The sequence below is a fragment of the Maribacter aurantiacus genome (assembly GCF_005780245.1).
Lineage (GTDB): Bacteria > Bacteroidota > Bacteroidia > Flavobacteriales > Flavobacteriaceae > Maribacter > Maribacter flavus.
Window position 1 is genome coordinate 148,320 of the sequence record NZ_VBUK01000005.1, and the last position, 25,832, is coordinate 174,151.

At 44.2% G+C, this 25,832-nt stretch carries 19 protein-coding genes and 1 tRNA gene; 10 read left to right on the forward strand and 10 right to left on the reverse strand.

The window, feature by feature from the left end; translation table 11 throughout:
- Positions 1-1,920 carry a BatA domain-containing protein gene (locus tag FEK29_RS10480; protein ID WP_138258387.1) on the reverse strand — a complete coding sequence of 640 codons (1,920 nt, stop codon included), beginning with the start codon at positions 1,918-1,920 and terminating at the stop codon, positions 1-3.
- A gap of 90 nt (positions 1,921-2,010) precedes the next feature.
- On the reverse strand, positions 2,011-3,018 hold the full coding sequence (locus FEK29_RS10485) for a glycosyltransferase family 2 protein (RefSeq protein ID WP_138258388.1): 1,008 nt from the start codon (positions 3,016-3,018) through the stop codon (positions 2,011-2,013).
- Positions 3,019-3,445: 427 nt separating this feature from the next.
- Here FEK29_RS10485 and FEK29_RS10490 point away from each other — a divergent pair, with 427 nt between their 5' ends.
- Positions 3,446-4,432 carry an Ig-like domain-containing protein gene (locus tag FEK29_RS10490; protein WP_138258389.1) on the forward strand — a complete coding sequence of 329 codons (987 nt, stop codon included), beginning with the start codon at positions 3,446-3,448 and terminating at the stop codon, positions 4,430-4,432.
- A 343-nt stretch (positions 4,433-4,775) separates the two neighbouring features.
- Here FEK29_RS10490 and FEK29_RS10495 read toward each other — a convergent pair.
- Positions 4,776-4,860, reverse strand: a tRNA-Ser gene (locus FEK29_RS10495).
- A 212-nt stretch (positions 4,861-5,072) separates the two neighbouring features.
- On the opposite strand from FEK29_RS10495, the gene FEK29_RS10500 reads away from it, so the two are divergent.
- From FEK29_RS10500 to FEK29_RS10525, 8 genes are all read left to right on the forward strand, one after another.
- Positions 5,073-8,579 carry a Calx-beta domain-containing protein gene (locus tag FEK29_RS10500; protein ID WP_138258390.1) on the forward strand — a complete coding sequence of 1,169 codons (3,507 nt, stop codon included), beginning with the start codon at positions 5,073-5,075 and terminating at the stop codon, positions 8,577-8,579.
- 4 nt (positions 8,580-8,583) lie between these two features.
- Positions 8,584-9,291 (forward strand): fibronectin type III domain-containing protein, encoded by a 708-nt coding sequence (locus FEK29_RS10505; protein WP_138258391.1) that lies wholly within the window; start codon positions 8,584-8,586, stop codon positions 9,289-9,291.
- 133 nt (positions 9,292-9,424) lie between these two features.
- Positions 9,425-9,598, forward strand: coding sequence for a hypothetical protein (locus tag FEK29_RS17945; RefSeq protein WP_161595343.1), 174 nt, complete (start codon positions 9,425-9,427; stop codon positions 9,596-9,598).
- Complete coding sequence (locus tag FEK29_RS10510) at positions 9,595-10,086, forward strand: RidA family protein (protein ID WP_138258392.1); 492 nt, start codon at positions 9,595-9,597, stop codon at positions 10,084-10,086. Before FEK29_RS17945 ends, FEK29_RS10510 begins: the two co-directional genes overlap by 4 nt.
- Positions 10,087-10,577: 491 nt before the next feature.
- On the forward strand, positions 10,578-10,715 hold the full coding sequence (locus FEK29_RS17950; RefSeq protein ID WP_161595344.1) for a hypothetical protein: 138 nt from the start codon (positions 10,578-10,580) through the stop codon (positions 10,713-10,715).
- Positions 10,716-10,834: 119 nt separating this feature from the next.
- Positions 10,835-11,914 carry an efflux RND transporter periplasmic adaptor subunit gene (locus FEK29_RS10515; protein WP_138258393.1) on the forward strand — a complete coding sequence of 360 codons (1,080 nt, stop codon included), beginning with the start codon at positions 10,835-10,837 and terminating at the stop codon, positions 11,912-11,914.
- Complete coding sequence (locus FEK29_RS10520; protein WP_138258394.1) at positions 11,914-14,994, forward strand: efflux RND transporter permease subunit; 3,081 nt, start codon at positions 11,914-11,916, stop codon at positions 14,992-14,994. Before FEK29_RS10515 ends, FEK29_RS10520 begins: the two co-directional genes overlap by 1 nt.
- A 1-nt stretch (position 14,995) precedes the next feature.
- Positions 14,996-16,303, forward strand: a complete 1,308-nt coding sequence (locus FEK29_RS10525) for a TolC family protein (protein ID WP_138258395.1) — start codon at positions 14,996-14,998, stop codon at positions 16,301-16,303.
- An 18-nt stretch (positions 16,304-16,321) separates the two neighbouring features.
- Here FEK29_RS10525 and FEK29_RS10530 read toward each other — a convergent pair whose 3' ends face one another.
- The 7 genes from FEK29_RS10530 to FEK29_RS10560 form a co-directional block, all read right to left on the reverse strand.
- Entirely contained in the window at positions 16,322-17,632 is a 1,311-nt protein-coding gene (locus tag FEK29_RS10530; RefSeq protein ID WP_138258396.1) for a DUF3570 domain-containing protein, read from the reverse strand.
- A gap of 21 nt (positions 17,633-17,653) precedes the next feature.
- Positions 17,654-17,866 (reverse strand): DUF4266 domain-containing protein, encoded by a 213-nt coding sequence (locus FEK29_RS10535; RefSeq protein ID WP_138258397.1) that lies wholly within the window; start codon positions 17,864-17,866, stop codon positions 17,654-17,656.
- Positions 17,863-18,843: an FAD:protein FMN transferase gene (locus FEK29_RS10540; RefSeq protein WP_138258398.1), complete on the reverse strand. Its 981-nt coding sequence runs from the start codon at positions 18,841-18,843 to the stop codon at positions 17,863-17,865. The genes FEK29_RS10535 and FEK29_RS10540 overlap by 4 nt, the downstream gene beginning before the upstream one ends.
- Before the next feature lies 1 nt (position 18,844).
- Positions 18,845-19,288: a thioredoxin family protein gene (locus tag FEK29_RS10545; protein ID WP_138258399.1), complete on the reverse strand. Its 444-nt coding sequence runs from the start codon at positions 19,286-19,288 to the stop codon at positions 18,845-18,847.
- A gap of 63 nt (positions 19,289-19,351) precedes the next feature.
- Positions 19,352-20,488, reverse strand: a complete 1,137-nt coding sequence (locus FEK29_RS10550) for an efflux RND transporter periplasmic adaptor subunit (protein ID WP_138258400.1) — start codon at positions 20,486-20,488, stop codon at positions 19,352-19,354.
- A gap of 10 nt (positions 20,489-20,498) precedes the next feature.
- Positions 20,499-24,836, reverse strand: coding sequence for a CusA/CzcA family heavy metal efflux RND transporter (locus tag FEK29_RS10555; RefSeq protein ID WP_138258401.1), 4,338 nt, complete (start codon positions 24,834-24,836; stop codon positions 20,499-20,501).
- 71 nt (positions 24,837-24,907) lie between these two features.
- Positions 24,908-25,306: a hypothetical protein gene (locus FEK29_RS10560; protein WP_138258402.1), complete on the reverse strand. Its 399-nt coding sequence runs from the start codon at positions 25,304-25,306 to the stop codon at positions 24,908-24,910.
- A 172-nt stretch (positions 25,307-25,478) separates the two neighbouring features.
- Here FEK29_RS10560 and FEK29_RS10565 point away from each other — a divergent pair, with 172 nt between their 5' ends.
- A complete protein-coding gene (locus FEK29_RS10565; protein WP_138258403.1) occupies positions 25,479-25,829 on the forward strand; it encodes a pyruvate kinase in 351 nt (116 codons plus the stop codon).
- The last annotated feature ends 3 nt before the right edge of the window (positions 25,830-25,832 follow it).

Consider the following 25,832-nt stretch of genomic DNA (forward strand, 5'->3'; position numbering starts at 1 on the left):
TTATTTTAAGAACCTCTGAAGTGCGGATTCCATTAGTACAAAAACCAGTGCTAAAATAGCAAACCATTTCCAGAATTCGTTGACGCTGCTTGATTTTTGGACATCCTCAAAAAAACGGGAAATGGAGTCAAAGACCCGGTCGCTTTCAACCGAACCGATATCCAAATATCTGAGCTCACTTTCCTTGCGGTCGTAGTTGAAACTTATTTGGCCAAGGGCCTCATTACCGTTGCTAATTTGAAAGATTCCGTCCGTTTTGGGGTTTTCATCAAAGGTCAGTTGCACTTTTTTTGGCAGGGAAATTTGTTGGGGAATAAACTCATAATCGTCCTTTGCAACCTTCAAAATACGGTCCTTGGAAAGGGAGATGGGTATTTCCAAAGTCGCTTGGGTCCCTAGGGTCTGGTACAGTTGGGGCAATTTTAGGCTGTTGCGGGCCATGTTGTAAAATGTGGGAACGATGAGGGGGGAATTCTTAAAATTGGAGTTTTGCTGGTTTAAGGCCGATGCAAAGAAAAAGGCGTTTTCGTTCCCTGTCAAAAATGCGTTCCCGTTCTGGAACGTAAGGACTTTAGGACCTTCGGAACTAAAACTGTAGAAACTTTCTACCTCCGGATATTGAAAATTCGTCACGCGTTTGTTGAACACATTTTTATAGATGGGATGCTCGAACGCAATACCGGAAATGGAGGCCTTCTGGGGTAGCAGTGGGCCGTAGCTCGTATTGAAATAGGAAGCGGCAAGACCGTTATAGGAGGCTATATCGATGCTCTGTGCGGGAATGACCACAAAGCTGCCCCCGTTCGCAACAAAGGTACGCAACGTACTTTGCAATCCGGCGGGAATCTGCTCCAATTCATTCAATACCAATAAATTATAGTCTTCAACGGCACTGTAATTCACTTGGCCCAAGGGCGTGCTCCCGAAATCAAATTCGTCCGGGCCGTAAATTCTTCTGAGGAATTCGGGGTCGTTTTCCGAGATGGCCAGCACCCTGATTTTCTTCGGACTGTCCAAATTGAAGTAAAATTCGTTGTCGTATGAAAGTCCGGTGTCCGAAATAACGATCCTACCGGCGATGGCCGCATTGGCGGGTACGGAAAACGTGACCGATGCATTTCGGCCGTTCGCAAAGGGCGCAGCAGTTTTCGCGATTAGATTGTCCCCATTATAAAGGGAGACCGGGTGGCTTTCTAGGGTTTCATTGGAGGATAACACAGCGGTCAATTCCACTACCGCATTGTCCGATTCCGAAATATAGACCGAATCGATGGAGACGTTCAGCAAATCCTGTGGCACCTGTTTTATAAAATAGATATCGGGGTTTTCCTCCGTATCGGGTAGGGGTCCCAGACGTTCTTGAAAATCGGAAATAAAAACGGTCCTTTTAATAATGTCCGGGTCGTTTTGGAAGAGGGTAGTACTGCGTAACAGTACCTGGTCCAAGGACAGTTGATTGGTGCTGGGTGCCAGGTCGATGAGCTCATTTTGTATGTCCGCAATTTCCACGTCCTCGAACACCCGATCATTCGTCAATAGGGAAAACGAGCTGTTTTTTGGAACGTTCTTTATGATTTCCTGCACCATGTTCTGCAGGAGGGAGCCGTTGTCCAATTTCGCCTCCATGCTAAAGGAATTGTCCAGGTAGATGACCGTTTGCTGGGGTTTTAGGGCATTTTCATTGGCACTGAAGGGCTGGGCGAACGCAAGGATCAAACTGGCAAAGATTCCCAGTCGGGCCAAGAGGATAAGCCACTTTTTGAGTACACTGCTCCTTCTGGATTCCGAAACGACCTTTTTGAGCAGTTTTACATTGGTAAACGGCGTTTTTTTGAATCTGCGGAGCTGAAAAAGATGGATAATAATTGGAATGGCTAGAAGCAAAAGGGCCCAAAGAAGTTCTGGATATTTAAACTGCATTCCTTAACGTGATTGGTCAAAGATAGGGATTTTGTTCGTAGGAGTAGACGCGGTTTTTTTATTCTTCTGGTGATTATCGTAACCGAAAAATTAGCAGAAAAAGAAATAGTCCGTCATGTGCTTCAAACCCAGTTTCTTAAAATACCCTCTTATTTCCTCTTGGGCCTGTTCATTGGCCACGGTCACGATGCTTTGTGAAGCACCGATTTTAGCCAGTTCTTGAAACGAAAGTAGGGTCTTGCCATAAATTTTCTTCCCGATTTTCTTTGGATTGTTGCAGATCCATGTGAATTCGATATGCTGTTCGATCAGGGATTTGGCAATCTTTTTCCCCTTAAAACCCGCGCCCCAGACCACGAGCAGGCGTTTTGGATTATAATCCAGCTTTAAAAAATAATGGAGCTTGATGTCCAAAAAATAGTTTTGGGCGTAGTGTTCGCTGGTTCGGGAAGTGCGGTGGTCATAGTCCCTCCAATACAGTAAGGTTTTATCGCAGGGAATGATGTTGAGTCCGGCTTCATAGAACCGAAAGGTAAGGTCGTAATCCTCTGGATATCGATATGGATTAAAACCGTCACAGGCATCAAAATCAGTTCTATGCACCATCCAGCAGGGGGAGGGAATGACACATTCCTTATAGATTTCGCTAAAATTGCTGCCCTTTGCCGTTAGTCGGTTGAGCCATTTTTCATAGCGGTCGTAGCCATCGCTAATACCCCGGAGCGAGAAGTATCTTACCTGCCCCACGGCAACATGTCCCGGGCCATGTTCCAGCAACGAATTTGTCATAACCTCCAGTCGGTCTGGGGTCATGATATCGTCGGAATCCATTCGGGTGATGAAGGTTCCGTTGCTTTGGGCATAAGCCGTCTGCAAGGCATGGATCACACCGGCACCGGAATTTTCAACCACCTTGATACGCGCATCCTTACTGGCATATTCCTGTACGATTTGCAGACTTTCATCCGTGGAGTGGTCGTTCACGGCGATGACTTCCCAAGATGGGTAGGACTGTGCCAAAATAGAATCCAGGCATTCCCGGAGATAGGGCGCCGTGTTTTTAAAGGGAATGAGGATGCTTACCAAGTTTGCCTTCATTCCGGAAAAGTACTAAAATAAGCACTTTATAAGCAGCATTTAATGGGACGGTAACTTCTATGGCTTTGTAGACCGGAGCCATTGTAGCCATCTAGCCAATGCCTTACGGTCCTCCTTTTCCCTATTTTGTGGCATGAATAAAGGACCTGATTTTGAAAAATCCAACTAAAACATATCCAAGAAAATAGCATAAAAAATAGAAGTTTGAGGTCCCTTTCAATGACCAAATAAAATAATCGTTGGCTCTCATTCTTGAAGGTCAAAGAACGATTATTGATTTTAACTAATAACGTAATACCTACTTTTGGTCAAAGGTTTTTCCATAGGCTTTCGCCTTTAGAGGGGTTTACCTCATCATTTTGGACATTCACAACATAAAATTGCCATTGTCTTCATTATTCTTAAAATTGGTTTATTATTAGAAAAAATGAGTGTTCGCAGTTTTTTGGTTGTTTTACTGTTATTGTCCTCCATATTGGCGGTTGCACAGAATCTACCGCCAGTTGGCAATGACGATTTTTACAATGTGGGTTACCAAATCCCATTGGCGATAGATGACCTGCAGGGTGTTTTGGCGAATGACACGGATGCCAATTTTGGCACCAACCTTCGATCTAGGACAGCTCCTGTTATCGGACCAAGTTCAGGAAGCCTTACCTTGGATACTGATGGTAGTTTTTTGTACACTCCCAATACAGGGTTCGTTGGTACTGATAGTTTTACCTATAGGGTATGTGATGAGGGTACTCCAACGGAGGTAGTATCCAGATTTGATTTTGACGATCCCAATTTGGCCCTGGCTACCATTGGACCAAATGCAACTTCTGTAAATCCTTCCGCAGGTCAGACAGGTTGCGGAATCTATTTTCCATCAGGTGCCGGTGGTTCTGCAGGTTTTGACATCAATATACCTAATACGGGAGGTATTTTTGATTTTACCAGTTTTACGATTTCCTTTGAATACGAAGATCAAGAGAGTACTGCAGATATAATTACTGCCGGAAATTTTAGGGTATACCACATTTCGGGCAATAATATGGGGCTACGGGTAGACGTCATCAATGGATCAACCGGTTTGCCGGATTCCTTTACTGTGAATTTAGGAAGTTTTGTTTCCGGTAATGTGCCATATACCATACATTATGACGAACTCTCCGGAAACGTTACCTATACGGCAAATGGTGCAACCAGCGTTTTTGCATTGGCACCCGCCTTTTCTCCCCTAAATACGGGGTTGGCCACAAACATTATTTTGGGTAGGTTCATGGATGGTAGTGGATCTTCACGGCCCTCATTGTGCAGCATGGAATTTGTGGACAATAGCTACCTGTGCGATACCGCAACGGTATATTTAAACGTTGTCGCCAATATCGTGACGAATAGAAGAATTACGTATAGGGTAAAGCGCAATTGACGAGCCTTTGTTGTTTTTGACCTTCCCTTATTCTGTCCAAATGGCACCTATGACCAAAGGAAATTAATACATTGCGCATTGTGGACTGGGTGGCAAAAGTTGTAGAAGAAATGAATGCCATCGGATTTTTTGAATATTTCTACTATTGGATTATTTATTTGAATTGAAGCAGGTGGTAAGGCTTCCAGTTTATGGTATTTCCCGGAATAGGCACGACTACGTACACACAAAAACCCTCCACAAATTGCGTTTGTTGGTTTTGTATTTTCATCCGCTTACAAAAGCGCGCTTTTGACGGTTCTTAAAATACAAAACCCGCAACTTTCGTTGCGGGTTTCTTTTGCGGAGGAAGAGGGATTCGAACCCCCGGAGGTGTGACCCTCAACAGTTTTCAAGACTGCCGCATTCGACCACTCTGCCATTCCTCCTTAGCGGGTGCAAATATAAAACCCTTTTTTCATCTTTTAAAAACTTTTTGGACTTTAAATTATGTGCAAAAGCTATTAAATATATTATTTGAACAGTTCTGACATAGATGTATTGATTCTAAACAAGTTACTTAAAATATAGTGTTAAAGTTTTCGTTATGGTTATCTATTTAAGGTTTGTTTAAATACAAGTTGACCATTACACTTTTCTTATGCGGGTATCCTTGCTATCAAGTTTTTTTGTGTTTTTTATGTACTCCCTTTTCGTAATTACGGGTAAAAAAAGTCCCTTCGACAATAAAAGCGGTAATTCATTTATTCAAAAAACGCACGAGTTTGATGTTGCCATTTTGAATAATGGAGCACCTTTAACTTCTTCGTTAACAGTTATTGATATTTCTTGTTTTGGCTCTAACGATGGCCAAATACAAGTCGCTGCCTCTGGTGGTACAGGACCTTATCAATATGAACTTCTAGATAGTACTGGTTCATTTGTTCTTGTTCCTTCTCAATCGACTAGCGTGTTTGTAAATTTGGGTCCAGGGGATTACTTAGTTAGGGTTGTTGATACCGATTTATCTAATATAGACGCGATTGCCACCATAAATGAACCATTACCAATATCAACCACTATTCTTAAAAATGATACTTGTAGTGGGGTGAACAATGGAAGCTTAGAAATTACGGTATCAGGTGGTTCTCCCAACTATGAACATAGTTTAGATGGTGTAACTTTTTTATCATCAAATGTTTTTGAGAACCTTTCTGAAGGTACTTATGAAGTCTACACTAGGGATTCAATGGGTTGTTTCATAATGGACTCCATAACAATTAATGGCATTGATTGTTCAACAAGTTCATTACAAATGAATTCTGATATATCAGTAAATGAAGCTGATGATTTAGCCATTTTTGAAGTTGTCCTTAACGGTAATGCTCCTGGCGGATTTACAGTGGACTATGCGGTTAACAACGGATCTGCTTTAAGTCCAGATGACTTTTCTAGTTCCAATGGTACACTTTCTTTTGCAGGAAACGACGGTGAAGTTCAAAATATATCAGTTTTAATTAATGATGATAATCTTCTGGAGTCTACTGAAGATTTTACAGTTGTAATTTCAAATGTAACTGTTCCTGAAATTAGTATAAGCGATGCTACCGCCGTAGGTACAATTATTGATAATGATAGTTCCAATTGCGAAATTATTGAGATTATTGCCTCAGATGGAAGTACAGGCGAACTTTTTGGAAAGGGGTCGGCAATTTCTCCTGATGAGAGAACAATTGCTGTTGCTTCTTATTATGATAATGAAAACGGATATCATAGCGGTTCTGTTTACATCTATGAAAAACAAGCAAACGGTAGTTGGATTGAAACCCAAAAATTGTTCTCGATGGATATTGAGGCCGAAGATATTTTTGGATTTTCGCTTACATTCTCAAACGAGGAGCTTTTTATAGGGGCTTATGGGAAGAATTCAAGTACTGGAGCGGTTTATGTTTTTCAAAAGGATGTAGCTAATCTTTGGAATGAAACACAAAAGTTAGAAGCATCCGATGCCTATTTTTCTGATCATTTTGGATATTCCCTAAGTGTATTTGAGGATAATTTATTTATAGGAGCTCCCAATGATGATGATACTGCAATAAATACGGGTTCGGTCTATGTGTTTGAAAAAGTGAATAATAATTGGTCTGAGAAACAAAAACTAGTTTCCTTAGATCCGGAAACCTATAATGGCTTTGGTATTTCTGTTGATGTTTATGAGGATACTGCAATAATTGGTTCTTGGTATAGTAACGATTTAGGTGATAATAGTGGTGTGGCCTATTTATTTACAAGAAATAATACTGGCACATGGGTTCAACATCAGAAGATATTGCCCAATGACGGACTAGCAAATGAATTCTTTGGTAGGAAGGTTGCCATATCCAATGATACGGTTCTAGTGTCTTCTTTAGTTAATTTTCAAGGTCCTGATTGGGATGGTGCGGCCTATGTTTTTAACAAGGATGTAAACAATGTATGGACACAAACCACAAAGCTGGTACCAGATGATTTAAGCACGGGCGACCGTTTTGCTGAAAGCATTTCCATTGAAGATAATTTTATTGTAATTGGTGCTTCAAGGGATGATGATGGTGCAACATCGAGCGGTTCTATTTACACTTTTAAAAGAGATGGAAATGGAGAATGGGCGTTTTTTGAAAAATTTACGAACTGCACACCCAGCGAATATGAGAGCTTCGGTGATACTATGGTGGCTACAGGATCTTTAATTGTGGTTGGCACTTACTTAGTAAGTGAAATGGGTTCTGCACACATAATAGAAGTTGATAAACCTGAAGTATCTCCATTGGTTGTCAATAGCACTGAAGTAAATTCGGTTAGCTGTAGCGGTGAAACAAATGGTTCTTTATTAGTAAATGTCGAAGGAGGTACACAACCCTATGTTTTTTATCTTCAAGATACCTTGGGAAATCCAGTAGCTTCTGCCCAGAGTAGCGGTAAATTTTCAAATTTAGCGTCTGGCTACTACCATGTAGTCATTGAAGATGTAAATGGGTTAAGCGAAGCTATTCTAATAGAAATTGGAGAACCAAGCCCTTTACAATATGATATTTTCGTTACTAATATAATCTGTGAAAATGCAGCTGATGCCAGTATTGAGATTATTAATACCACAGGTGGAAGTGGAATTTATTCATATTCTTTAAACAGTTCCGATATTTCCTCGTCTCAGACAGAAAGTCTCTTTGAAAATTTAACGGAAGGAACTTATACCGTTTCTGTTTTTGATGCCAATGGTTGTATTTCTGTATCAGAAGTAGCAATTACAACTAATTTTGATAACTCGGATTTTGATCAAGATGGTATTTCAGACTCTTGTGATGATGATATTGATGGGGATGGTATTCTTAATGCTTTAGACCAATGTCAGGAAACCCCCTTAGGTAGTTTGGTTAATAGTGATGGTTGTGAGATGTTTACTCTACCCGTTACCAATTTTAGTGTGCAGACTAATGGAGAGACTTGTGCTACGAGTGATAATGGAAGCCTACTGGTAACAGCAGTTGAAAATTTGGGTTACACGGCAACTTTATCGACAGAAGGGGGGGTAATAGAAAGTAAGACTTTTAGAACCTTCGTCAGTTTTCAAAATCTGATGGCCGGCAACTATGATGTTTGTATTTTGGTTGATGATGAACCAGGATTTGAAAGGTGTTATTCAGTTCAAATTACGGAACCTGAACATTTGGATGTAATCCCGACAATAGACCCGAACGGAAAATCCATTACCCTAAAAATGAAGGGTGGGACTAATTATAGAGTAGCATTTAATGATCAAATCTATTTCACCTCAGAAAGTGAGATTACCATACCCATCACTAAGGGTAAAAATCAAATAGCTGTACATACGGATATAGATTGCCAAGGTGTTTTTGAAAAGGAATTTACCATTGAGGGGTTCAATAAAATTTTGGCCTATCCCAATCCCGTTTCAAATGGTGAAATTTCGCTCTATTTTTCTAATACAATAGCTGATAATATATCGGTCAGTTTATTCAATAATGCGGGTATGGAGGTATATCAAAATACATTCGCTGACATTGGGAGTTCTGTAACACTTGATGTAAGTAATATAAGTTCTGGAGTTTACAATTTGTTAATTGAGACGGAATCCAAAACAGAGTCCTTGAGAATTATAATTGAGTAGCATCATGAAAAGTCGATATCATATAATTTGGTTGTTTACCTTAGGCCTATTGATTTCTTGTTCCAAGTCTAACGAGCGACCACCTGAAGAAGAGGAACAAATATTTCCGCCAGAGGCAGTAAACTTGGTATTCCCCGAGAATAATTCCGAATGTCAAGAAGGGACTGTGATAAATGAATCACAGAGTAGTCTCACTTTTAGTTGGAATGCATCTGAACACACGGATAGTTATGAAATTCACATAAGAAATCTCGATAATGGTTCTTTAGAAGTATACGAAAGCGTAAACACTGAAATGGTTATTACCCTTGATAGGGGTGTACCCTATAATTGGTACGTTGTTTCAAAGTCCGAATCAACTTTAGAAATCGCCGAAAGCGAACATTGGAAGTTTTATAATGCTGGACCTGGTGTTGAAGCATATGCTCCTTTTCCAGCAGACTTACTGAGTCCCGTTAACAATGAGACGGTTGCATCGGGAACTACGAACATTCTTCTGCAATGGGAAGGGGCAGATGTAGACAATGACATAGCTTACTTTGAGGTGTTTTTTGGAACTGAAAACCCACCAACCTCCAGCATCGGTACAACTGCAAATAAGGAATTGAACGTGGATATTAGCAGTGATTTGATTTATTATTGGTTTGTGAAAACCACCGATGCATCCACTAATACTTCAATTTCCGATATTTTTAAATTCAGGACTGAATAGGAAGTGAAAACTTTTGGGTCAACTAATATATTTCAAATTTAAATCCATCTGTAATGATATAGGAACTAAAGGTAGTATCACGGTCGTATTTATAAAATCTAAAATCGATACTTTTTAATCCGAAATCCCAAATATGCAGTTGGGCAAAAATATCCGTACGGGAAACCCCCGCTGGCGTGAGCATGATGCCCGTGCCGAGTTACCTCTAATCATTTTAGGCAGTTCCACGGCAAAAAGGAACACAGAAACGGTATTGAAACAATCGGACCCAATCGAAAAAGAACGAACTAAAAAATATTCCAAATGAAATATGCATTTCCTTTTATTGCCCTCGTGGTGCTCGTTTTCTCCTGCCAACCCAAATCAGGTGAAACGGACAATTCCCAACCGCATACTCCTGTAACTATCGGGGCCAAAACCCAACTCACCAAGTCCTACATAGACCCCGGTCCTGGGTATTCCCAAGCGGTGGTGGTGGAAGCGAATGGCATAAAAACCATCCATATCTCCGGGCAAGTGGGCACGGGCCCCAATTTTGAAAGCCAGTTTAAGGAGGCCTTGGAGGGGCTTTTAAAAACCTTGGAACATTCGGGGGCCAGCTTTGAGGACGTGGTCAAATACAATACCTATATCGTGGATTACCAACCCGCCTATCTCGATACGTTCAGGACCGTTCGCAAACAACTTTTAGGCGATAAGGATATGCCGGCCAGTACCTTGGTGGGGGTAGAGGCCTTAGGCCTTCCGGAATGGAAGGTGGAGATCGATGCGATAGCGGTCGTGCAAAAAAAATAAAAAGTCATTTTGAACCATTGGAAAAAATTTTCGTTGAAATGTGAATGACATTTTTTTGAACGGAGTGTGTAGATTTTAATGGTCGTACTATGCTAATAAATTAGAGTTGGTATTGTCCGTTGAAAATCAGCCATAATGAACGAAGGATTGGAAGTGCGGTGCGCTAGCACAACGCATGTAAACCCGATAGTGAATGGTGCGCAGCAATTGCCTATTTTCAACTTGATTTTTTTGCTTCGTTTTTTAGTTCTGCTGAGCGAAGTCGAAGCATCAAGAAAAAAATGAAGGGAAAGCCATGAGTATTGATGCAATCTAAATATCCGGCAATTTTTATGTTAAGAATTATGTCATTGGTAACCATATAACATGCATGCGGGAAATCTAATTTCAAATTAGATTTCTCGTCGCCTTGCCTGTCTTGGGCGACAGGCTAAGGGCGCTGTCGAAATGACCCTCGCTGGCGCGAGCATTTGCTATTACCTAATTACAAAATGAAATCCATTGTATTGAAAAGCCATCCAGACAGGGCAGATAGGTTTTCCATCCTGACCGTTTCCCGCGATCAGAACCTGTTCCAATCCGTTGGCACCCCTTCATTTTGGCAAATACGCAAATTCGAGCATATTTAATTAACTATTCCTCGATCGCACTTGATAATAGGTGTTAAATAAAACATAAGTTTTTCCACCAAAAGCGTATTACAATTAGATTTGAGTTACCAACGTAATCAAACGACCACCTTTTCAACATGAAGTTCAAATATATCATTTACGTGCTGCTCGCCGTGGGTTTGGGAGGCATGATCGTATACCGTATCAATGCCAATGCCGACATTGGGAAATCGGGCAAACCGGCCAATGAAACCACCAAGACGACCGTAAAGGGGGTGGTGCTAAAACCTAGAAAATTCGATGACAATATTTCGCTTTCCGGCACCTTGGAGGCGAATGAGCAAATTGAGATACGGAGCGAGGTTTCCGGTATCGTAAAGAGCATCAACTTCCAGGAGGGCAGTAAGGTTTCAGAGGGCCAGGTACTTTTTAAAGTGGACGATGTGGAGCTACAGGCCCAACTTTCCAAAGCCAAAACGGCCCAAAAACTGGCCGCCGAAAATGAACGTAGGGCCCAGTTGTTGCTGGACAAGCAAGCGATCAGTCAGGAAGAATATGACATCGCCAGTGCCGATTTCCAGTCGGCCAGCGCGGAGGCCTCCCTCATTTCGGCCCAGTTGTCCAAAACGGTCGTTCGGGCACCCTTTTCGGGCACCATTGGGTTGCGCTCCATATCGGTAGGGACCTATGTCACTCCCGCCACCCCAGTCGCCAAGCTGGTTAATACAAACCAGTTGAAGATAACCTTTTCCATTCCGGAAAAATATGCCTCCCAGATACGAAAGGGCTCCAACCTTACCTTTAAGACATCGGATGCTTCCAGGGACTACTCGGCCACCATCTACGCCATAGAACCGGAGGTGGAGATCGCTACCAGGACTTTGCGCATGCGGGCCGTTGCGGATAATTTGGACGGCACGTTATACCCGGGTGCCTACGCCAATGTGGTGCTGCCCCTACAGACCGTCGATGACGCGCTTTTGGTTCCGTCGGAAGCCCTGATACCCGTACAGAACGGGAAGAAAATTTTTGTATCGGAGAACGGAAAGGCCAAGGAAATCGATGTGGAAATCGGTTCCCGTACAGGCTCCGAAGTACGTGTGCTTACTGGACTGAACGTTGGCGATACCGTATTGACCTACGGGGTCATGGCCTTAAAGAACGGGGCTTCGGTCAACGTTGAGATAGAGGAACCCAACCAAAATCCGGCCGAGTAATGAACCTGTCCACACTTAGTATAAAACGGCCGGTACTTACCATCGTAATGAACATTACCTTGGTCTTATTCGGGGTCATTGGATACACGTATTTGGGTATCCGGGAATTTCCGTCCATAGACCCTGCGCAGGTGTCCGTACGCACAAGTTATTCAGGTGCCAATGCGGATATCATCGAGTCACAGATCACGGAACCCCTTGAAAAGGCGATAAACTCCATCGATGGCATTCGCAATATTACCTCTTCCAGTGTGCAGGGTTCCAGCTCCATCAATATTGAGTTCAACTTGGACAAAAATTTGGAGGAGGCCGCCAATGATGTACGCGATAAGGTTTCGCAGGCCATACGTAATTTGCCGGAAGACTTGGATGCGCCTCCGGTGGTTTCCAAATCCGATGCGGACGCGGAGCGAATCCTTTCCATGACCGTACAGAGCGACAATAAGAACATTTTGGAATTGTCCGATTATGCCGAAAACGTCATCACGCCAAGGATAGAGACCATTCCCGGGGTGAGCAGCGTACAGATCTGGGGCCAGCGCAGGTATGCCATGCGCCTTTGGATCGACCCGATAAAATTGGCTTCCTACGGACTTACGGTGGCCGATGTGCGCAGTGCCCTCTTGGCACAGAACGTGGAACTCCCATCCGGTAAACTAACAGGCGAGAATACGGAACTCGCCGTAAAGACCATTGGAAACCTGCAGACGGAAGAGCAGTTCAACAATATCATTATCAGGGCCGAAGGTGAAAAATTGGTACGGTTGAGCGATATCGGTCGTGCCACCTTGGAAGCTGAGAACATGGAGACCAAAATGAGCGATTCCGGTCAGCCCATGGTCGCTACGGCCATCGTACCCCAACCCGGCACCAACTATCTGGAAATCGCCGAAGCCTTCTATGAGGAATACGAAAAGCTTAAAAAGGAATTACCGGAGGGATTTAAGCTCAACGTAGTAATTGACGACACGGTTTTTGTTAAAAAGGCCGTAACCGAAGTTGGGGAAACTTTGCTGATTTCTATCGTCCTGGTAATCCTGGTCATCTATCTGTTCTTTAGAAACTGGTCCATGGCCCTGCGTCCCCTGATCGATATTCCCGTTTCCCTTATTGCCACGTTTTTCATCATGTGGATGTTTGGGTTTTCCATAAACGTGCTAACGCTATTGGCCATCGTACTGGCAACCGGTCTGGTGGTGGACGATGGTATTGTGGTCACGGAAAATATCTATAAAAAAGTAGAGGAGGGGATGAGCCCTATTGAAGCGGCCATAAAAGGCTCCAAAGAGATCTTCTTCGCCGTTATTTCCATTTCCATTACCCTAGCGGCGGTTTTCCTGCCGGTGATTTTTTTGGAAGGCTTCGTAGGCAGATTGTTCCGGGAATTCGGGGTGGTATTGGGTGCGGCCGTTTTGATTTCCGCCTTTGTTTCCCTTTCCTTAACACCGATGTTGAATGCCTATTTGATCAAACCAGGGAAGCAGAAACAATCCAAATTCTATCATTTTACGGAAAAGTATTTTGTTAAAATGAACGATTATTATGCCGATAGCCTTCGGGGTTTCATGAAGCGGAAGTGGCTCAGTTTCCCCATACTCATTGGATGTTTGGGGCTTATAGCACTCTTTTATACCCTTTTGCCCAAGGAAACAGCTCCCTATGATGACCGAAGCTTTGTACGCCTGAACGTTACCGCCCCGGAAGGTTCCTCGTATGAATATATGGACCGATTGATGACGGACATCACCGAATTGATCAATGACTCCATCCCTGAAAAAAAGGTGAGCCTGATATTGACATCGCCCGGTTTTGGGTCGTCCTCGGTCAACAGCGGGAGGGCCAACGTGGCGCTTGTGGACCCCAGTGAACGGGAGCGTTCCCAACATGAGATAGCCAATGATTTGGGAAGATGGGCCAAGGCCTATGTGGGCGGAAAGTCCAATGTATCCGAAAGGCCCACCATTTCTGTGAATAGAAGGGGAGGACCGCCCATCCAATTCATCATCCAGGCACAGAATTTTGAAAAATTGGAGGAAAAAATTCCAGAGTTTATGGCCCTAGCGGAACAGGACGAAACCTTCTCCTTTGTGGACGTAAACTTAAAGTTCGACAAGCCGGAAATCTATGTGAACATCGATCGGGAAAAGGCGGAAAGCTTGGGGGTTTCCGTACGTGATGTGGCCCAGACCCTACAGCTTTCCCTCAGCGGACAGCGTTTTGGGTACTTTTTGATGAACGGCAAGCAGTACCAGGTCATTGGTCAGTTCGATAAAAAGGATAGGGACGCACCCGTGGACCTGACCTCCATTTTCGTACGGAACGATGCCGGTTTGTTGATCCAGCTGGACAATTTGGTACAAACGGTGGAGCACAGCAGTCCGCCTCAATTATTTCACAACAACCGATACATGTCCGCCACCGTTTCCGCAAATTTGGCTCCGGGCAAGACCATCAACGATGGTATCGAGGCCATGGAAGCGATCAAGGATAAAGTATTGGACGAAACCTTCACTACCGATCTGGGAGGGGAATCCAGGGATTTTGTGGAAAGTAGTTCCAATACCCTTTTTGCCTTTGGCCTAGCCTTGTTATTGATATTCCTTATTCTGGCGGCCCAGTTTGAAAGCTTCATTGACCCTTTTATCATCATATTGACGGTGCCGATGGCCGTTGCAGGGGCCATGTTCTCCTTATGGTTGTTCGGTCAGTCGTGGAACATATTCAGTCAGATCGGGACCATCATGTTGATCGGTCTGGTGACCAAAAACGGAATCCTGATCGTAGAATTTGCCAACCAGCTTCGGGAACAGGGCATGTCCAAAGGCGAGGCTATCTTCAAGGCCTCGGAATCCCGCTTGCGTCCTATTTTGATGACAAGTTTGACCATCGCCCTAGGTGCCTTGCCCATTGCGTTGTCACTGGGTGCGGCCTCCACCAGTAGGATAGGCATGGGAGTGGTCATCATTGGAGGAACCCTATTTTCACTGGTACTCACCTTATTCGTAATTCCGGCCCTGTATTATTTATGGTCCAAGGACCGCGTGGAACGGCCCGAGTTCAAAGTTTTAGAAACCTATTAAAATGCCATACCGAATCCCTTTACGTTCAATTTTTATTTTACTGAACATTTTTAGTATCGCCGCGCAGGAAGTACTTACTATCGATGAGACCGTGAAATTGGCCCTGGAAAACAACTTTCAGATACGAACGGCCAAAAACGACCTAAAGATCGATGAGTACGGGGTGAGTCCTGGGTATGCCGGCATGTTACCTTCGGTGCAAGCCAGTATAACGGACAACAATAGGACCATCAACCTATCGCAAGTACGTTTGGACGGTACCGTACAGGAACTGGACAATGCAGTGAACAACAACCTAAATTATGGTGTGGCCTTGGACTGGACGCTGTTTGATGGCCTGCGGATGTTCGCCAATTACGAACAATTGAAGGAGAATAGGAACTTGGGGGATGCGGAACTGAAACAGGTCATATTGACAACCGTAGGTGAGGTAATGATTACCTATTACGATTTGGTACAACAACAGCAGCAACTTTCCGCGTTGGACAGTACCATTTTAATTTCAAAACAACGGGTGGAATTGGCCCAAAACAGGTTTACCATTGGGAAGGCCTCCAAATTGGAGGTCTTGAACGCCCAGGTGGATTTGAATACGGACGAAACCCTGATGCAGCGCCAAAAGGAACTGTACGTGAATACCAAAATACAGCTAAACCGACAATTGGCACGGGACCTGGAAACCGATTTTACCGTGGCCCCGGAAATTTTTGTGGATGAATCCCTGCTGTTACCGGAACTACAGACCAAGGTCTTGAGCGAAAACCCGCAATTGATGGCCTCACAGATAAGCAAGCGAATTTCTGAACTGGAATTGAAACAGATAAAGGCCGCCAGGTTGCCTACCATCACCGCAACCACAGGTTATATCATTAGCGAGTCGGAATCAAGTTTGGGCTTTATCGTATCTTCCAATTCCAAGGGTTTCAGCTATGGCTTTGGAGCCACCTTAAATCTATTTGACGGCTTTACCCAAAACAGGGACGAGAAAATTGGGAAATTGCAGATAGAAAACTCGGAAGTGGCCATCGCCCAGCAAAAGCAGGACTTATTGACTACCCTGGGAACTACCTATCAGACCTACCTGACCAATATGAGCTTGATCGATCTTGAGGGAAACAATGAGGCTATTGCCAAGGAGAATTTGGATATTACGGTAGAAAAGTACCGCATCGGGATTATTCCTCCCATTGAGTTCAGGACCGCCCAACTAAATTATATCAATGCCAAGGTACGGTTCAGCAATGCCAAATTCCAGGCAAAACTCTCCGAAATCATCCTCAAGCAACTGGCGGGAAATTTAACGATCTAGAAAACTACGTACCGCACATCAGTCCATCACAAAGGTAAAACCTCCGGTAACGATGTAGGAGCCAAAAGTAGTATCCCGGTCGTATTTGTAAAATTTCAGGTCAAAGCCCTTAAAACCAAATTCCCAAATATGCAGTTGGGCAAAAATATCCGTATAGGAAACCCCAAAACCAAATTGGTTGGCTACGTATTGAGACAGATCAAAATCGGATGTATAGAACTCCTGGGTGGATACATGAGTTTCGTAGCCCCCAAAGTAGTCCGCCGCAGTTTGTTGGTAATAACGATAGGAGGGATACAGTGTGAATTTTTCCGAAATTTTAACGGGTATCTCCACACTGGCCGTATGCGAATTTATGCCCCAATCGTCCAGATAATAGCGGTAGAAGGTACGTACGGTTATCGATTGGTTCAGGAACCAATTCAGCCTTCCGCCCATGGCAATCTTGAACCGGCTATCGGGTAGGCGCTCCACGTCATCCGCCAATTGAAAACCCTCGATAAAGGAATCCGCCACATCGCTAAAATAGACACGTTGAAAAGGGGTGGAAAGCAGTCCTTGCTGTTGGACAAAATCCAGGGCGAGCGAGCCCTGAAGGTTTTTATGCAATATCTGGGAAAAGCCCAGGCCTAGGGCATAGGAGTTCCGGTTCGTTTTGTCGAATTCGGTAAAATTGGGATTGTAGTTTACATTGCCGGTAATTTCCGTCGGTCTAAAAAATCCGATGCCATTGTTCCCAAAGGGCCGCAATTCAAAGGGATAAATGGTGTTCCAAGAATCCAGATAAACAGAGGCATTAAGACTCAATTCCGTATTTTTTTCGTTGAAGAGCCTGGAATAACTTCCGCCGAAACCGATCGAGAAATAATCATATTCCGATGAAACCGAAAGTTTCCCGGAAACGATGTTGTTGCGGTCATCCGAACTGTGGGAGTAAGATCCCGTCAAATTCACCCAAACGTCCCCGCTGGAAGCCCCGGAACTGGCCACGTAAGGATCCGCCCGGCGTACGCCATCAAAGGGGTCGATGTTACTGGAGGATGCCGACGTATAGGCGGATACCCCCGCATCTATGGTGAGCACATCGTCGTCGTTCAAGGGAATGGATACCACAAAAGTACCCGTGGCGTCTGTAAGTTCTTCGGTGCCTATCCCACCACTAACGGCGGCATTGTCACCCGTTTGGGAATAATAACTGGATAGGAAATCGACCTCCGTGGTTTCCAATACCCTTTTTTTATAGGTTTGGGCATTGCCCGTATCTTGTGCGGATGCCCAGAACCCAAGGCCCAACAAAAAGACAAGTACTAAATTTTTTAAATGGGTCATAGTGAACAGTTCTAGGATTCCTTAGTTACAGCCGCAACCGCCACCTGTTTTTCCACCGTTGGCTCCCGCCGCCGCTTCCCTGTAAGAGTGCATGGTGGTCACATTTCGGTCACAAGGTTGATCGGCCAGAATCATATCCGGATCGTTGATATTTACTTTTTCGTATTCCTTGACTACGACGCAGCTACCTAGGCAAACGCCCATGAGCCCTAGCATCAGCAATTTTTTTATCATAATTTGTCTATTTTGATATTATCCGATTTTGAAATAGTTCCATGATCATCTATGATGATGCATTCCACCTTGGGCAACTGATTGATCCTGTCCAATCCAATTTCCGTTCCCATGACAAAGACAGAGGTTGCGAGCGCATCCGCCAGTTCCGCCTTAGGGGCAAAAACGGTCACACTGATAATTCCCGTGGCCGGATAGCCCGTTCGCGGGTCAATGATGTGGGCATAACGTTTGCCGTTAAAGTTTACGTAGCGTTCATAGTCGCCAGAGGTGACCACGGCACCATCGATGATCGGCAGCAGGGCAGAAACCTTGTTTTTGTCCATAGGGTTGGTAATGGCCACTTTCCAATATTCTCCGTTGGCCTGTTTTCCCCACGTGTTCATATCGCCGGATGCGTTTATGATGCCCGCGGGAACGCCCGCATCCATTAACAATTGCTTGGCCTTGTCCGCCGCATAGCCTTTGCCTATGGCCCCGAACCCAATTTTCATCCCCTCCAATTTTAGGAAAACGGTACTTTCGTCTGGATCCAATACAATGTTTTGAAACCCGACTTTCGATACGGACGCCGCAATATCTGCTTCGCTGGGCATGACTTTCATGCTGCCATCGAATTTCCAGATTCGGTCCATGGAGGCATAGCTAATGTCAAAAGCGCCGTCCGTCAATTTGGAAATCCTAATCGCTCTTTGGATCAGTTCAAACAGTTCGGCATCCACTTGAACGGGTTTAATACCTGCATTTCTGTTAATTTCCGAGGTTTGTGAATTGGGGTCCCAAGAGGAAATCAATTTTTCGATCCGGCTGATTTCAGCGACGGCCAAATCAATATATCCACTGGCAGTAACGGAGTCGGTGGCAACTACGGTAATGTCGAATCGGCTGCCCATCATTTTCAGGGTCCGCTGAAAGTTTTGCTGCGATAGGGCCAACCACGAGGTCAGTAGGACGCAAATAAAGAGTATCTTTTTCAAATTATTCCGTAAAGGAATCCAAAAGTTGTATATAATCCTTTGGGTTCATTTTTTTATAACTGGTCTCACCTTTTATCTTTCCTTGTGCGTCCATGACTACCACAAAAGGAAAGATGCCGTTCTTATTATACTGTTCTGCAAGCTGGGCATTGGCCCTGGCCCGATCTTCGGGTAAGGCGTTCTGTTTTTTTCGGGGAAAGTCCGCTTGGAGCATTACGTAATGGTCCTTGGCGTATTTTTGGAATTCATCCGTACTCCAGACCTCGCGGTCCAGTTTAATGCAGGGCGCGCACCAATCCGAACCCTGGAACACCAAGATAATCGGTCTGTGTTTCTCTTGGGCGATTTGTTGCGCCGTGTTGAAATCGGTTTGCCATTCCTGGCCAAAAAGGCTTGTCAGTCCTGCAACGAATAAAATGGTAAGCAGTTTTATTTTTAAGTTCATATCTTTTTTATGTTACCCTTTGTCAATTCCTGTACCAAAAGCTTTCGGTTAGAATAGGTTACCTTATTCCCCAATCAGGTTATACGTGCCTTTTGTCAAAAATTGGGTGTTGGGTGCAAAACTGTTGGCTTCTTTAATCACGGAGAAACCATCCAGTTCTTCATCTACAGAAACTTCTTTTTGTGAAAAATAATATGTGTCCCCTTCCTTTTTTTCAAAAATCAAAACGTTGGGGATGTTGTCTATGGTTACGATGGCGTTACTGGGCAAGGCTTTTTCCTGAACATTGTCCGTTATGATGTTCGCTTCCACGAACATGCCCGTTAGGAACTTTTCCTTGCCTTCATCCTCCAAATGCCCGTGTACCTTTATGGTCCTATTTTCATCGATGGAGGTACCCACCAAATAAACTTCAGCATGGAAGGTGTCTCCCGATGCTTCTGGAATCCTAAAGGTAATTTTTTGTCCTTTCTTTACCTTCATGATGTCCTTCTCAAACACTGATAGTTCCAAATGAACATGGTCGTTATTGATAATCTCCATAATGGCCGTAGCGGGCGAAACATAGCTTCCCTTGGTCACGTTGACTTTGGTAATGCTGCCGGAAATGGGCGCTTTAATCGACACCGTGGAAACAATCGTTCCGTTTTTGACCTGTTCCGGTGAAATGTTCAGCATCTGCAGTTGCTTTTGTAAGCCGCTATGTCGGGCCAAAGCCGATTTATAATCGCTCTCCGATTTCAAAAAATTCTTTTGTGAGGTGATGTTTTCTTCAGACATGATGGTATGCCGTTCATACTCGGCCTTCAAAAACGAAAGTTGTTCGTTCACTTCCAAGTACTGCTGTTGAAGGCTCACAAATTCAGGATTCTCCAAGGTCACCAAGGTTTGCCCTTTGCTTACCTTGTCCCCGATTAAAAAAGGCGTGGTTTTAATATAGCCGCCCATGGTGGCGTTTACCATCGCCCTATTTTCTGGCGGTACGTCTATCATTCCGTTTACGCTTACCCTAACTGGAAATGATTTTTCTTCTATTGTGCCCATTTCCATGCCCAGTTGGTCATATTGTGCCTGGGTTACCTTTATAAAAGAGGATATTTCAGTATCTGCCGAAGTTTCGTTGGTACTGCTTTTTTCGCCACATCCTGTAACGCCCGCTGAAAGTACCAGTGTTAGAAAGTAATATATATATGATTTCATGGTGTATTAATTATAAGGTTAGGTAATTGATGGCAATTACCGTCGAATTATATTCTTTAAGCTTAGTTAGGTATTCTAGTTTCACGTCGTAGGCGCTTTCCAAACTCTGTATGTACTGATAAAAATCGATTTCGCCGTTTTGGAAACTACTATTGGCCATTTTTAGAATCTCATCGGACAGTTGGCCACCTTCGGTTTCATAATATTCCAAGGATTGGGTGAGCACCTGTAGCTGATTTTTTAAGGTTGCTAATTTGGTGCCAATTTCTATTTCATAATTTGTATACGCCGCTTGCGCACTTTCCTCCGCTATTTTTGCCGATTTTATCTTAGAGGCCTTGCCCCCAAAAAACAAGGGAATCTTTAGGCCCAGTTGGTAGCCGTGCAAATTCCCGGAAATCCCCTCATTGGTACCTTGAAAGTACTCCACGCCAATATTGGGCAATAACTGCTGGCTTTCCAGGTTCTTCTCGGCCTTTCTTAACCCGATTTGATTCCGATAATAGGCGATTTCCGGACTTGCGTCCAACACTACGTCCTTTAAAGGAACCTTTAGTAGGGGCTCATTGGCAATGGACAGGCTGTCCTTGGCCTGAATGACCATCATCAAATTCTCATGGGCAATTTCCACGTTTTGCTGCGCTTCGGTGAATTTCAATTGTATCTGGCGCTGTTTTGAGGTGGCCGTTATCTTCTCCAAATAGTTGGTTTCGCCCAGTTCAAAACGCCTAGTGGCCATTTTGGAAAAATTACCGTAGAGACTGTCCAAAATTTTAAAGACATCGGCCATTTCACGGGCTACCTGATATTCATAATAACCGGCTACGACCGCTCTTTCCAAATTTTTGGATTGGATGTCAAAATTGCTTTTGGCCAGATTGTACAGCTCCTTGTTCACCCTCCTTCGCGAAAAATAGACCGTTGGAAAGTCGAAAGTCTGTGCCACCCCAAAAACCTTTATGGGTAAATTGTTCAATGCCAAATTGTTTTCGTCGTAGGCGTAGTACACATCCGTCCTATCAAAATCGAAGGCACTGTTCACAAAAGCATCCGATGCTTCCATACCCAATTGATATGCCTTTAGACCCGCATTGTTTTCAATCGCCATGGGTATCAGTGCCTCCAAATTCTTGGTCGGTTGTTGGGCTTTCGCTTGGAATGACCCAAAAAGGACCATAAGACCTATAACAAGATTGGTCTGTTTTGAAAGGCCCATACTTTTTTTCTCTATATGACTGCTTAGATAGGAATACAAAACAGGCAATACTACTAGGGTCAATATAGTGGCCGTTATCAGACCGCCAATAACCACGGTTGCCAAGGGGCGCTGTACTTCGGCCCCAGCATTGGTAGAAATGGCCATGGGTAAAAAGCCCAATGCGGCTGCCGATGCGGTCAAGAGAACCGCCCTGAGCCTGTCTTTGGCCCCTTCCTTGATCAAATCGTTCAGGCTTTCAAATTTCCCCGTAGCTTTCAATTCCTTGAAATGTTCAATGAGTACGATACCGTTGAGCACCGCAATACCAAAGAGGGCGATAAAACCAACCCCGGCCGAAATACTAAAGGGCAATCCGCGTATCCATAACAACAACACACCGCCCACGGCCGCCAATGGGATGGCGGAATAGATCATTAAGGCTTCCTTGACCGATTTAAAGGCGAAGTAGAGGAGTATGAAAATAAGTATCAAGGCAATGGGTACTGCGATCATCAATCTCGATTTCGCACTTTGGAGGTTTTCGAATTGACCTCCATAAGTAATGGAATATCCCACTGGAAGCGTAACGTTCTCGTCGATAAGCTTTCTAACATCGTCCACAACGGACTGCAAGTCCCTATTACGTACGTTGATACCCACAACGATGCGCCTTCGCGTATCGTCCCTGGAAATCTTGGCCGCACCTTTTTGGTAGCTGATTTCCGCCAGTTCGCTCAACGGAATCTTACCTCCAGCGGGGAGGTCCACATAGAGATTTTTGAGGTTGTCGATGTCACGGCGCTTTTCACTGTCCAATCGAATGACCAAATCGAACTTCTTTTCCCCTTCAAAAACGCTCCCGGCCGTTTTTCCGGCGAAGCCCATGGAAATCATGTCGTTCAGTTCTTGGATGTTGAGACCGTATCGGGCAATCTTGGACCGATTGTAGTTCACGTTCATTTCCGGTAGGCCCGCAATTTTTTCTACGGAAATATCGGCGGCACCGGGAACGTTTTGTATCAGGTCGCCAATTTCCTTTCCTTTTTTGGCAAGGATGTCCAGGTTTTCACCGAATATTTTAATGGCAATATCGGCACGAACCCCCGTTATCAGTTCATTGAAACGCATTTCAATAGGTTGGGTAAATTCCACTTCCATACCAGGAATGACGGACAGGGCTTCCTTGAACTTATCGGCGAGCTCGTCCTTGGATTCCGCCGATGTCCATTCGTCCTTTGGATTCAACACGATAATTACGTCGCTCTCCTCCATGGACATGGGATCGGTAGGAACTTCCGCGGCACCAATTCTGGTCACTACCTGTTTAACTTCCGGGAATTGTTCCAAAAGGATGCTTTCAATTTCCGTGGTGATTTCCACCGTATTACTGAGGGAGGTACCTGTCTTCAACACAGGTTGGATCACAAAATCCCCTTCATCCAAGGTGGGGACGAATTCGCCCCCCATGGATATATACAAGGAAATGGCAATCGCCATAAGCACCGCGGCAAAGCCCAAAACTATTTTTTTACTGCGCAGGGCCCAATCGATAATTGGGTCGTATTTTTTGGTCAACCAATACATCAACCGAACGGAGATGTTCTTATCGGTTGTTTTGGAGGGTTTTAGGAAAAGGGAGGATACCACGGGGACGTAGGTGAAACAGAAGATCATGGCGCCTATCAATGCGAAACTGAAGGTCAGGGCCATGGGCTTGAACATTTTGCCTTCCACACCGCTCAATGAAAGTATGGGGATAAAAACGATCAGGATGATCAACTGTCCAAAAATAGCGGAATTCATCATTTTGTTGGCCCCTGTGTAGGTGATACTGTCTCGGAGTGCTTGTTGCTCGGTTCTTGTCATCCCGGAAAGCTCCGCTCTTTTTTTGGTGACATTGAACGCGATGAATTCCACAATGATGACGGCGCCATCTATGATGATACCAAAATCGATGGCACCCAAACTCATCAAATTGGCGTCCACGCCAAAAATGTACATCAGCGAAAGCGCGAACAATAAACAGAGCGGGATTACGGAGGCCACAACCAAACCCGACCTAAAATTTCCTAGTAACAGGACCACTACAAAAATAACGATCAAACAGCCCAGGATGAGATTTTCAGTCACCGTAAAAGTCGTTTTGGCAATAAGCTCGCTGCGGTCCAAAAAGGCATTGATATACACACCTTCCGGTAAGGATTTTGCGATATTGGCCACCCGTTCCTTCACGGCCTCGATTACCTTTTTGGCATTGGCGTCTTTTAGCATCATCACCTGGCCCAGAACCTTTTCACCTTCGCCGTTGCCCGTAATGGCGCCAAATCGGGTTGCGTTACCAAAGCCCACTTTGGCCACGTCCTTTATATATATGGGAACGCCACCCTCATTTTTCACAACGATATTTTCGATATCCTCAAGGGAGTTCACCAAACCCTCCCCTCTAATGAAAAAGGCCTGGTTTACTTTTTCTATATAACCGCCACCTGCCACGCTATTGTTGGTCTCCACCGCGTGGAATACTTCTTGGGCGGTGATGTCCATCGCATTGAGCTTTTCGGTGTTTATGGCGACTTCATACTGCTTTAAAAAGCCGCCCCAGGTGTTGACCTCTACTACACCGGGAATCCCGGAGAGCTGTCTTTTTACGATCCAATCCTGTATCGTTCTTAGGTCTTGGGCCGTGTATTGATCTTTATATTCCGGTTTTACGTCCAGGATATACTGGTAGATTTCACCCAATCCGGTGGTAATGGGACCCATTTCGGGCGACCCGAAATTTTCCGGTATTTTTTCGGAGGCCGATTTTATTTTCTCGGCGATCAACTGTCGGGGCAAATAGGTGCCCATATCGTCCTCAAAAACGATAGTTACTACGGAAAGTCCAAATTTGGAAACCGACCGGATTTCCTTCACACGCGGTAAATTTGCCATTTCCAACTCTACCGGATAGGTGATGAACTGTTCTATATCCTGTGTGGAAAGGTTTCGTGATGTTGTGATTACCTGTACTTGGTTATTGGTCACATCGGGGACCGCACCAATGGGTATTTTAGTAAGGGAGTACATCCCAAAACCTATAATAAAACAGGTAAATAGCAGAACAATGAACTTGTTCTTGATACTGAAATTAATAATATGTGAAAGCATGTGTCATAAAATAATCAACATTAAAATTGTCCGAATAGTTCCATTCGGAATTAAAGTGTAGCCTGATTAATTTATGAATGTCGTGGTGGCTGTAGCAAGCCTTTTGTATGGGAAGAGGAAGAAGGTGCCTGATAATAAAAATTGGAGTCCTTGTACTCCGTGATCATTGGGGTTTCCAATTCCGTATGTAAGGGATTTGGGGTATAGGCAACGATGGAACTTAAATGGGAATGATGCTGAAAAGGAAGCTGTTCATGATCCTCCTTTTCCTCTTGATGCTCTTGTTCGTGCGCAGCTTTCAATTCCCCGTAGTGTTTGGATATGAAGACGAATACGTTATCGCCGTACTGCTCGCTGTGGAATTTGGCATGTTCGATGAATTCATCGATTTGCACCAAATCGTCGGTGTGAAGGCCAATCGTATGCAATAGGATTACGACCGAAAGTACTATGGAGGCTAATTTGTTCACTGGGTATAAAGTTAGTGAATGCCTGTAAGAATATGAACGTCAACCCCTTAAATGGAATCAGTCTAAATTTAAAAACCCGAGTTCCTTAAATGGGGCTTTCTGTTGATAAGTTCCGTTCATAACCGTTCGGTGGAAAAGCGATCAACTTTTATTTTTGCAGACTTTTAAACGAATGGAAAAGTTAAAAGTAGGCGACAAGGTGTATAATACAAGGCAAAATGGTTTTACGGATTTTGTGAGGTACTCTTTCTCTGAGGTAGTTTCCCTGACCAAGACCTTGGCAGTATTAAAGAATGGCGTCCGATTGGTGAACGAGCCCAAGACGTCCTATATTACGGAGGATGTTGGCTATTCCGTTTCCAGAAAAAAGGGGACACATTGGCACCTGGTTTCTTTGGAGGCTATCCGAAAGGCGCAAATTGAGAACGAAAAAATTGCCGCCCATGATTGGTTTTCTGCAAAGGAGTTTACCCAAGAGGAAAAGCTGGAAATCTATCGCCATTTTACATCCAAACAAAAATAAGTA

Coding starts and splice junctions, on each gene's coding strand:
- FEK29_RS10480 (WP_138258387.1), bottom strand. CDS start 1,920: ATGCAGTTTAAATATCCAGAACTTCTTTGGGCCCTTTTGCTTCTAGCC.
- FEK29_RS10485 (WP_138258388.1), bottom strand. CDS start 3,018: ATGAAGGCAAACTTGGTAAGCATCCTCATTCCCTTTAAAAACACGGCG.
- FEK29_RS10490 (WP_138258389.1), top strand. CDS start 3,446: ATGAGTGTTCGCAGTTTTTTGGTTGTTTTACTGTTATTGTCCTCCATA.
- FEK29_RS10500 (WP_138258390.1), top strand. CDS start 5,073: ATGCGGGTATCCTTGCTATCAAGTTTTTTTGTGTTTTTTATGTACTCC.
- FEK29_RS10505 (WP_138258391.1), top strand. CDS start 8,584: ATGAAAAGTCGATATCATATAATTTGGTTGTTTACCTTAGGCCTATTG.
- FEK29_RS17945 (WP_161595343.1), top strand. CDS start 9,425: ATGCAGTTGGGCAAAAATATCCGTACGGGAAACCCCCGCTGGCGTGAG.
- FEK29_RS10510 (WP_138258392.1), top strand. CDS start 9,595: ATGAAATATGCATTTCCTTTTATTGCCCTCGTGGTGCTCGTTTTCTCC.
- FEK29_RS17950 (WP_161595344.1), top strand. CDS start 10,578: ATGAAATCCATTGTATTGAAAAGCCATCCAGACAGGGCAGATAGGTTT.
- FEK29_RS10515 (WP_138258393.1), top strand. CDS start 10,835: ATGAAGTTCAAATATATCATTTACGTGCTGCTCGCCGTGGGTTTGGGA.
- FEK29_RS10520 (WP_138258394.1), top strand. CDS start 11,914: ATGAACCTGTCCACACTTAGTATAAAACGGCCGGTACTTACCATCGTA.
- FEK29_RS10525 (WP_138258395.1), top strand. CDS start 14,996: ATGCCATACCGAATCCCTTTACGTTCAATTTTTATTTTACTGAACATT.
- FEK29_RS10530 (WP_138258396.1), bottom strand. CDS start 17,632: ATGACCCATTTAAAAAATTTAGTACTTGTCTTTTTGTTGGGCCTTGGG.
- FEK29_RS10535 (WP_138258397.1), bottom strand. CDS start 17,866: ATGATAAAAAAATTGCTGATGCTAGGGCTCATGGGCGTTTGCCTAGGT.
- FEK29_RS10545 (WP_138258399.1), bottom strand. CDS start 19,288: ATGAACTTAAAAATAAAACTGCTTACCATTTTATTCGTTGCAGGACTG.
- FEK29_RS10550 (WP_138258400.1), bottom strand. CDS start 20,488: ATGAAATCATATATATATTACTTTCTAACACTGGTACTTTCAGCGGGC.
- FEK29_RS10555 (WP_138258401.1), bottom strand. CDS start 24,836: ATGCTTTCACATATTATTAATTTCAGTATCAAGAACAAGTTCATTGTT.
- FEK29_RS10565 (WP_138258403.1), top strand. CDS start 25,479: ATGGAAAAGTTAAAAGTAGGCGACAAGGTGTATAATACAAGGCAAAAT.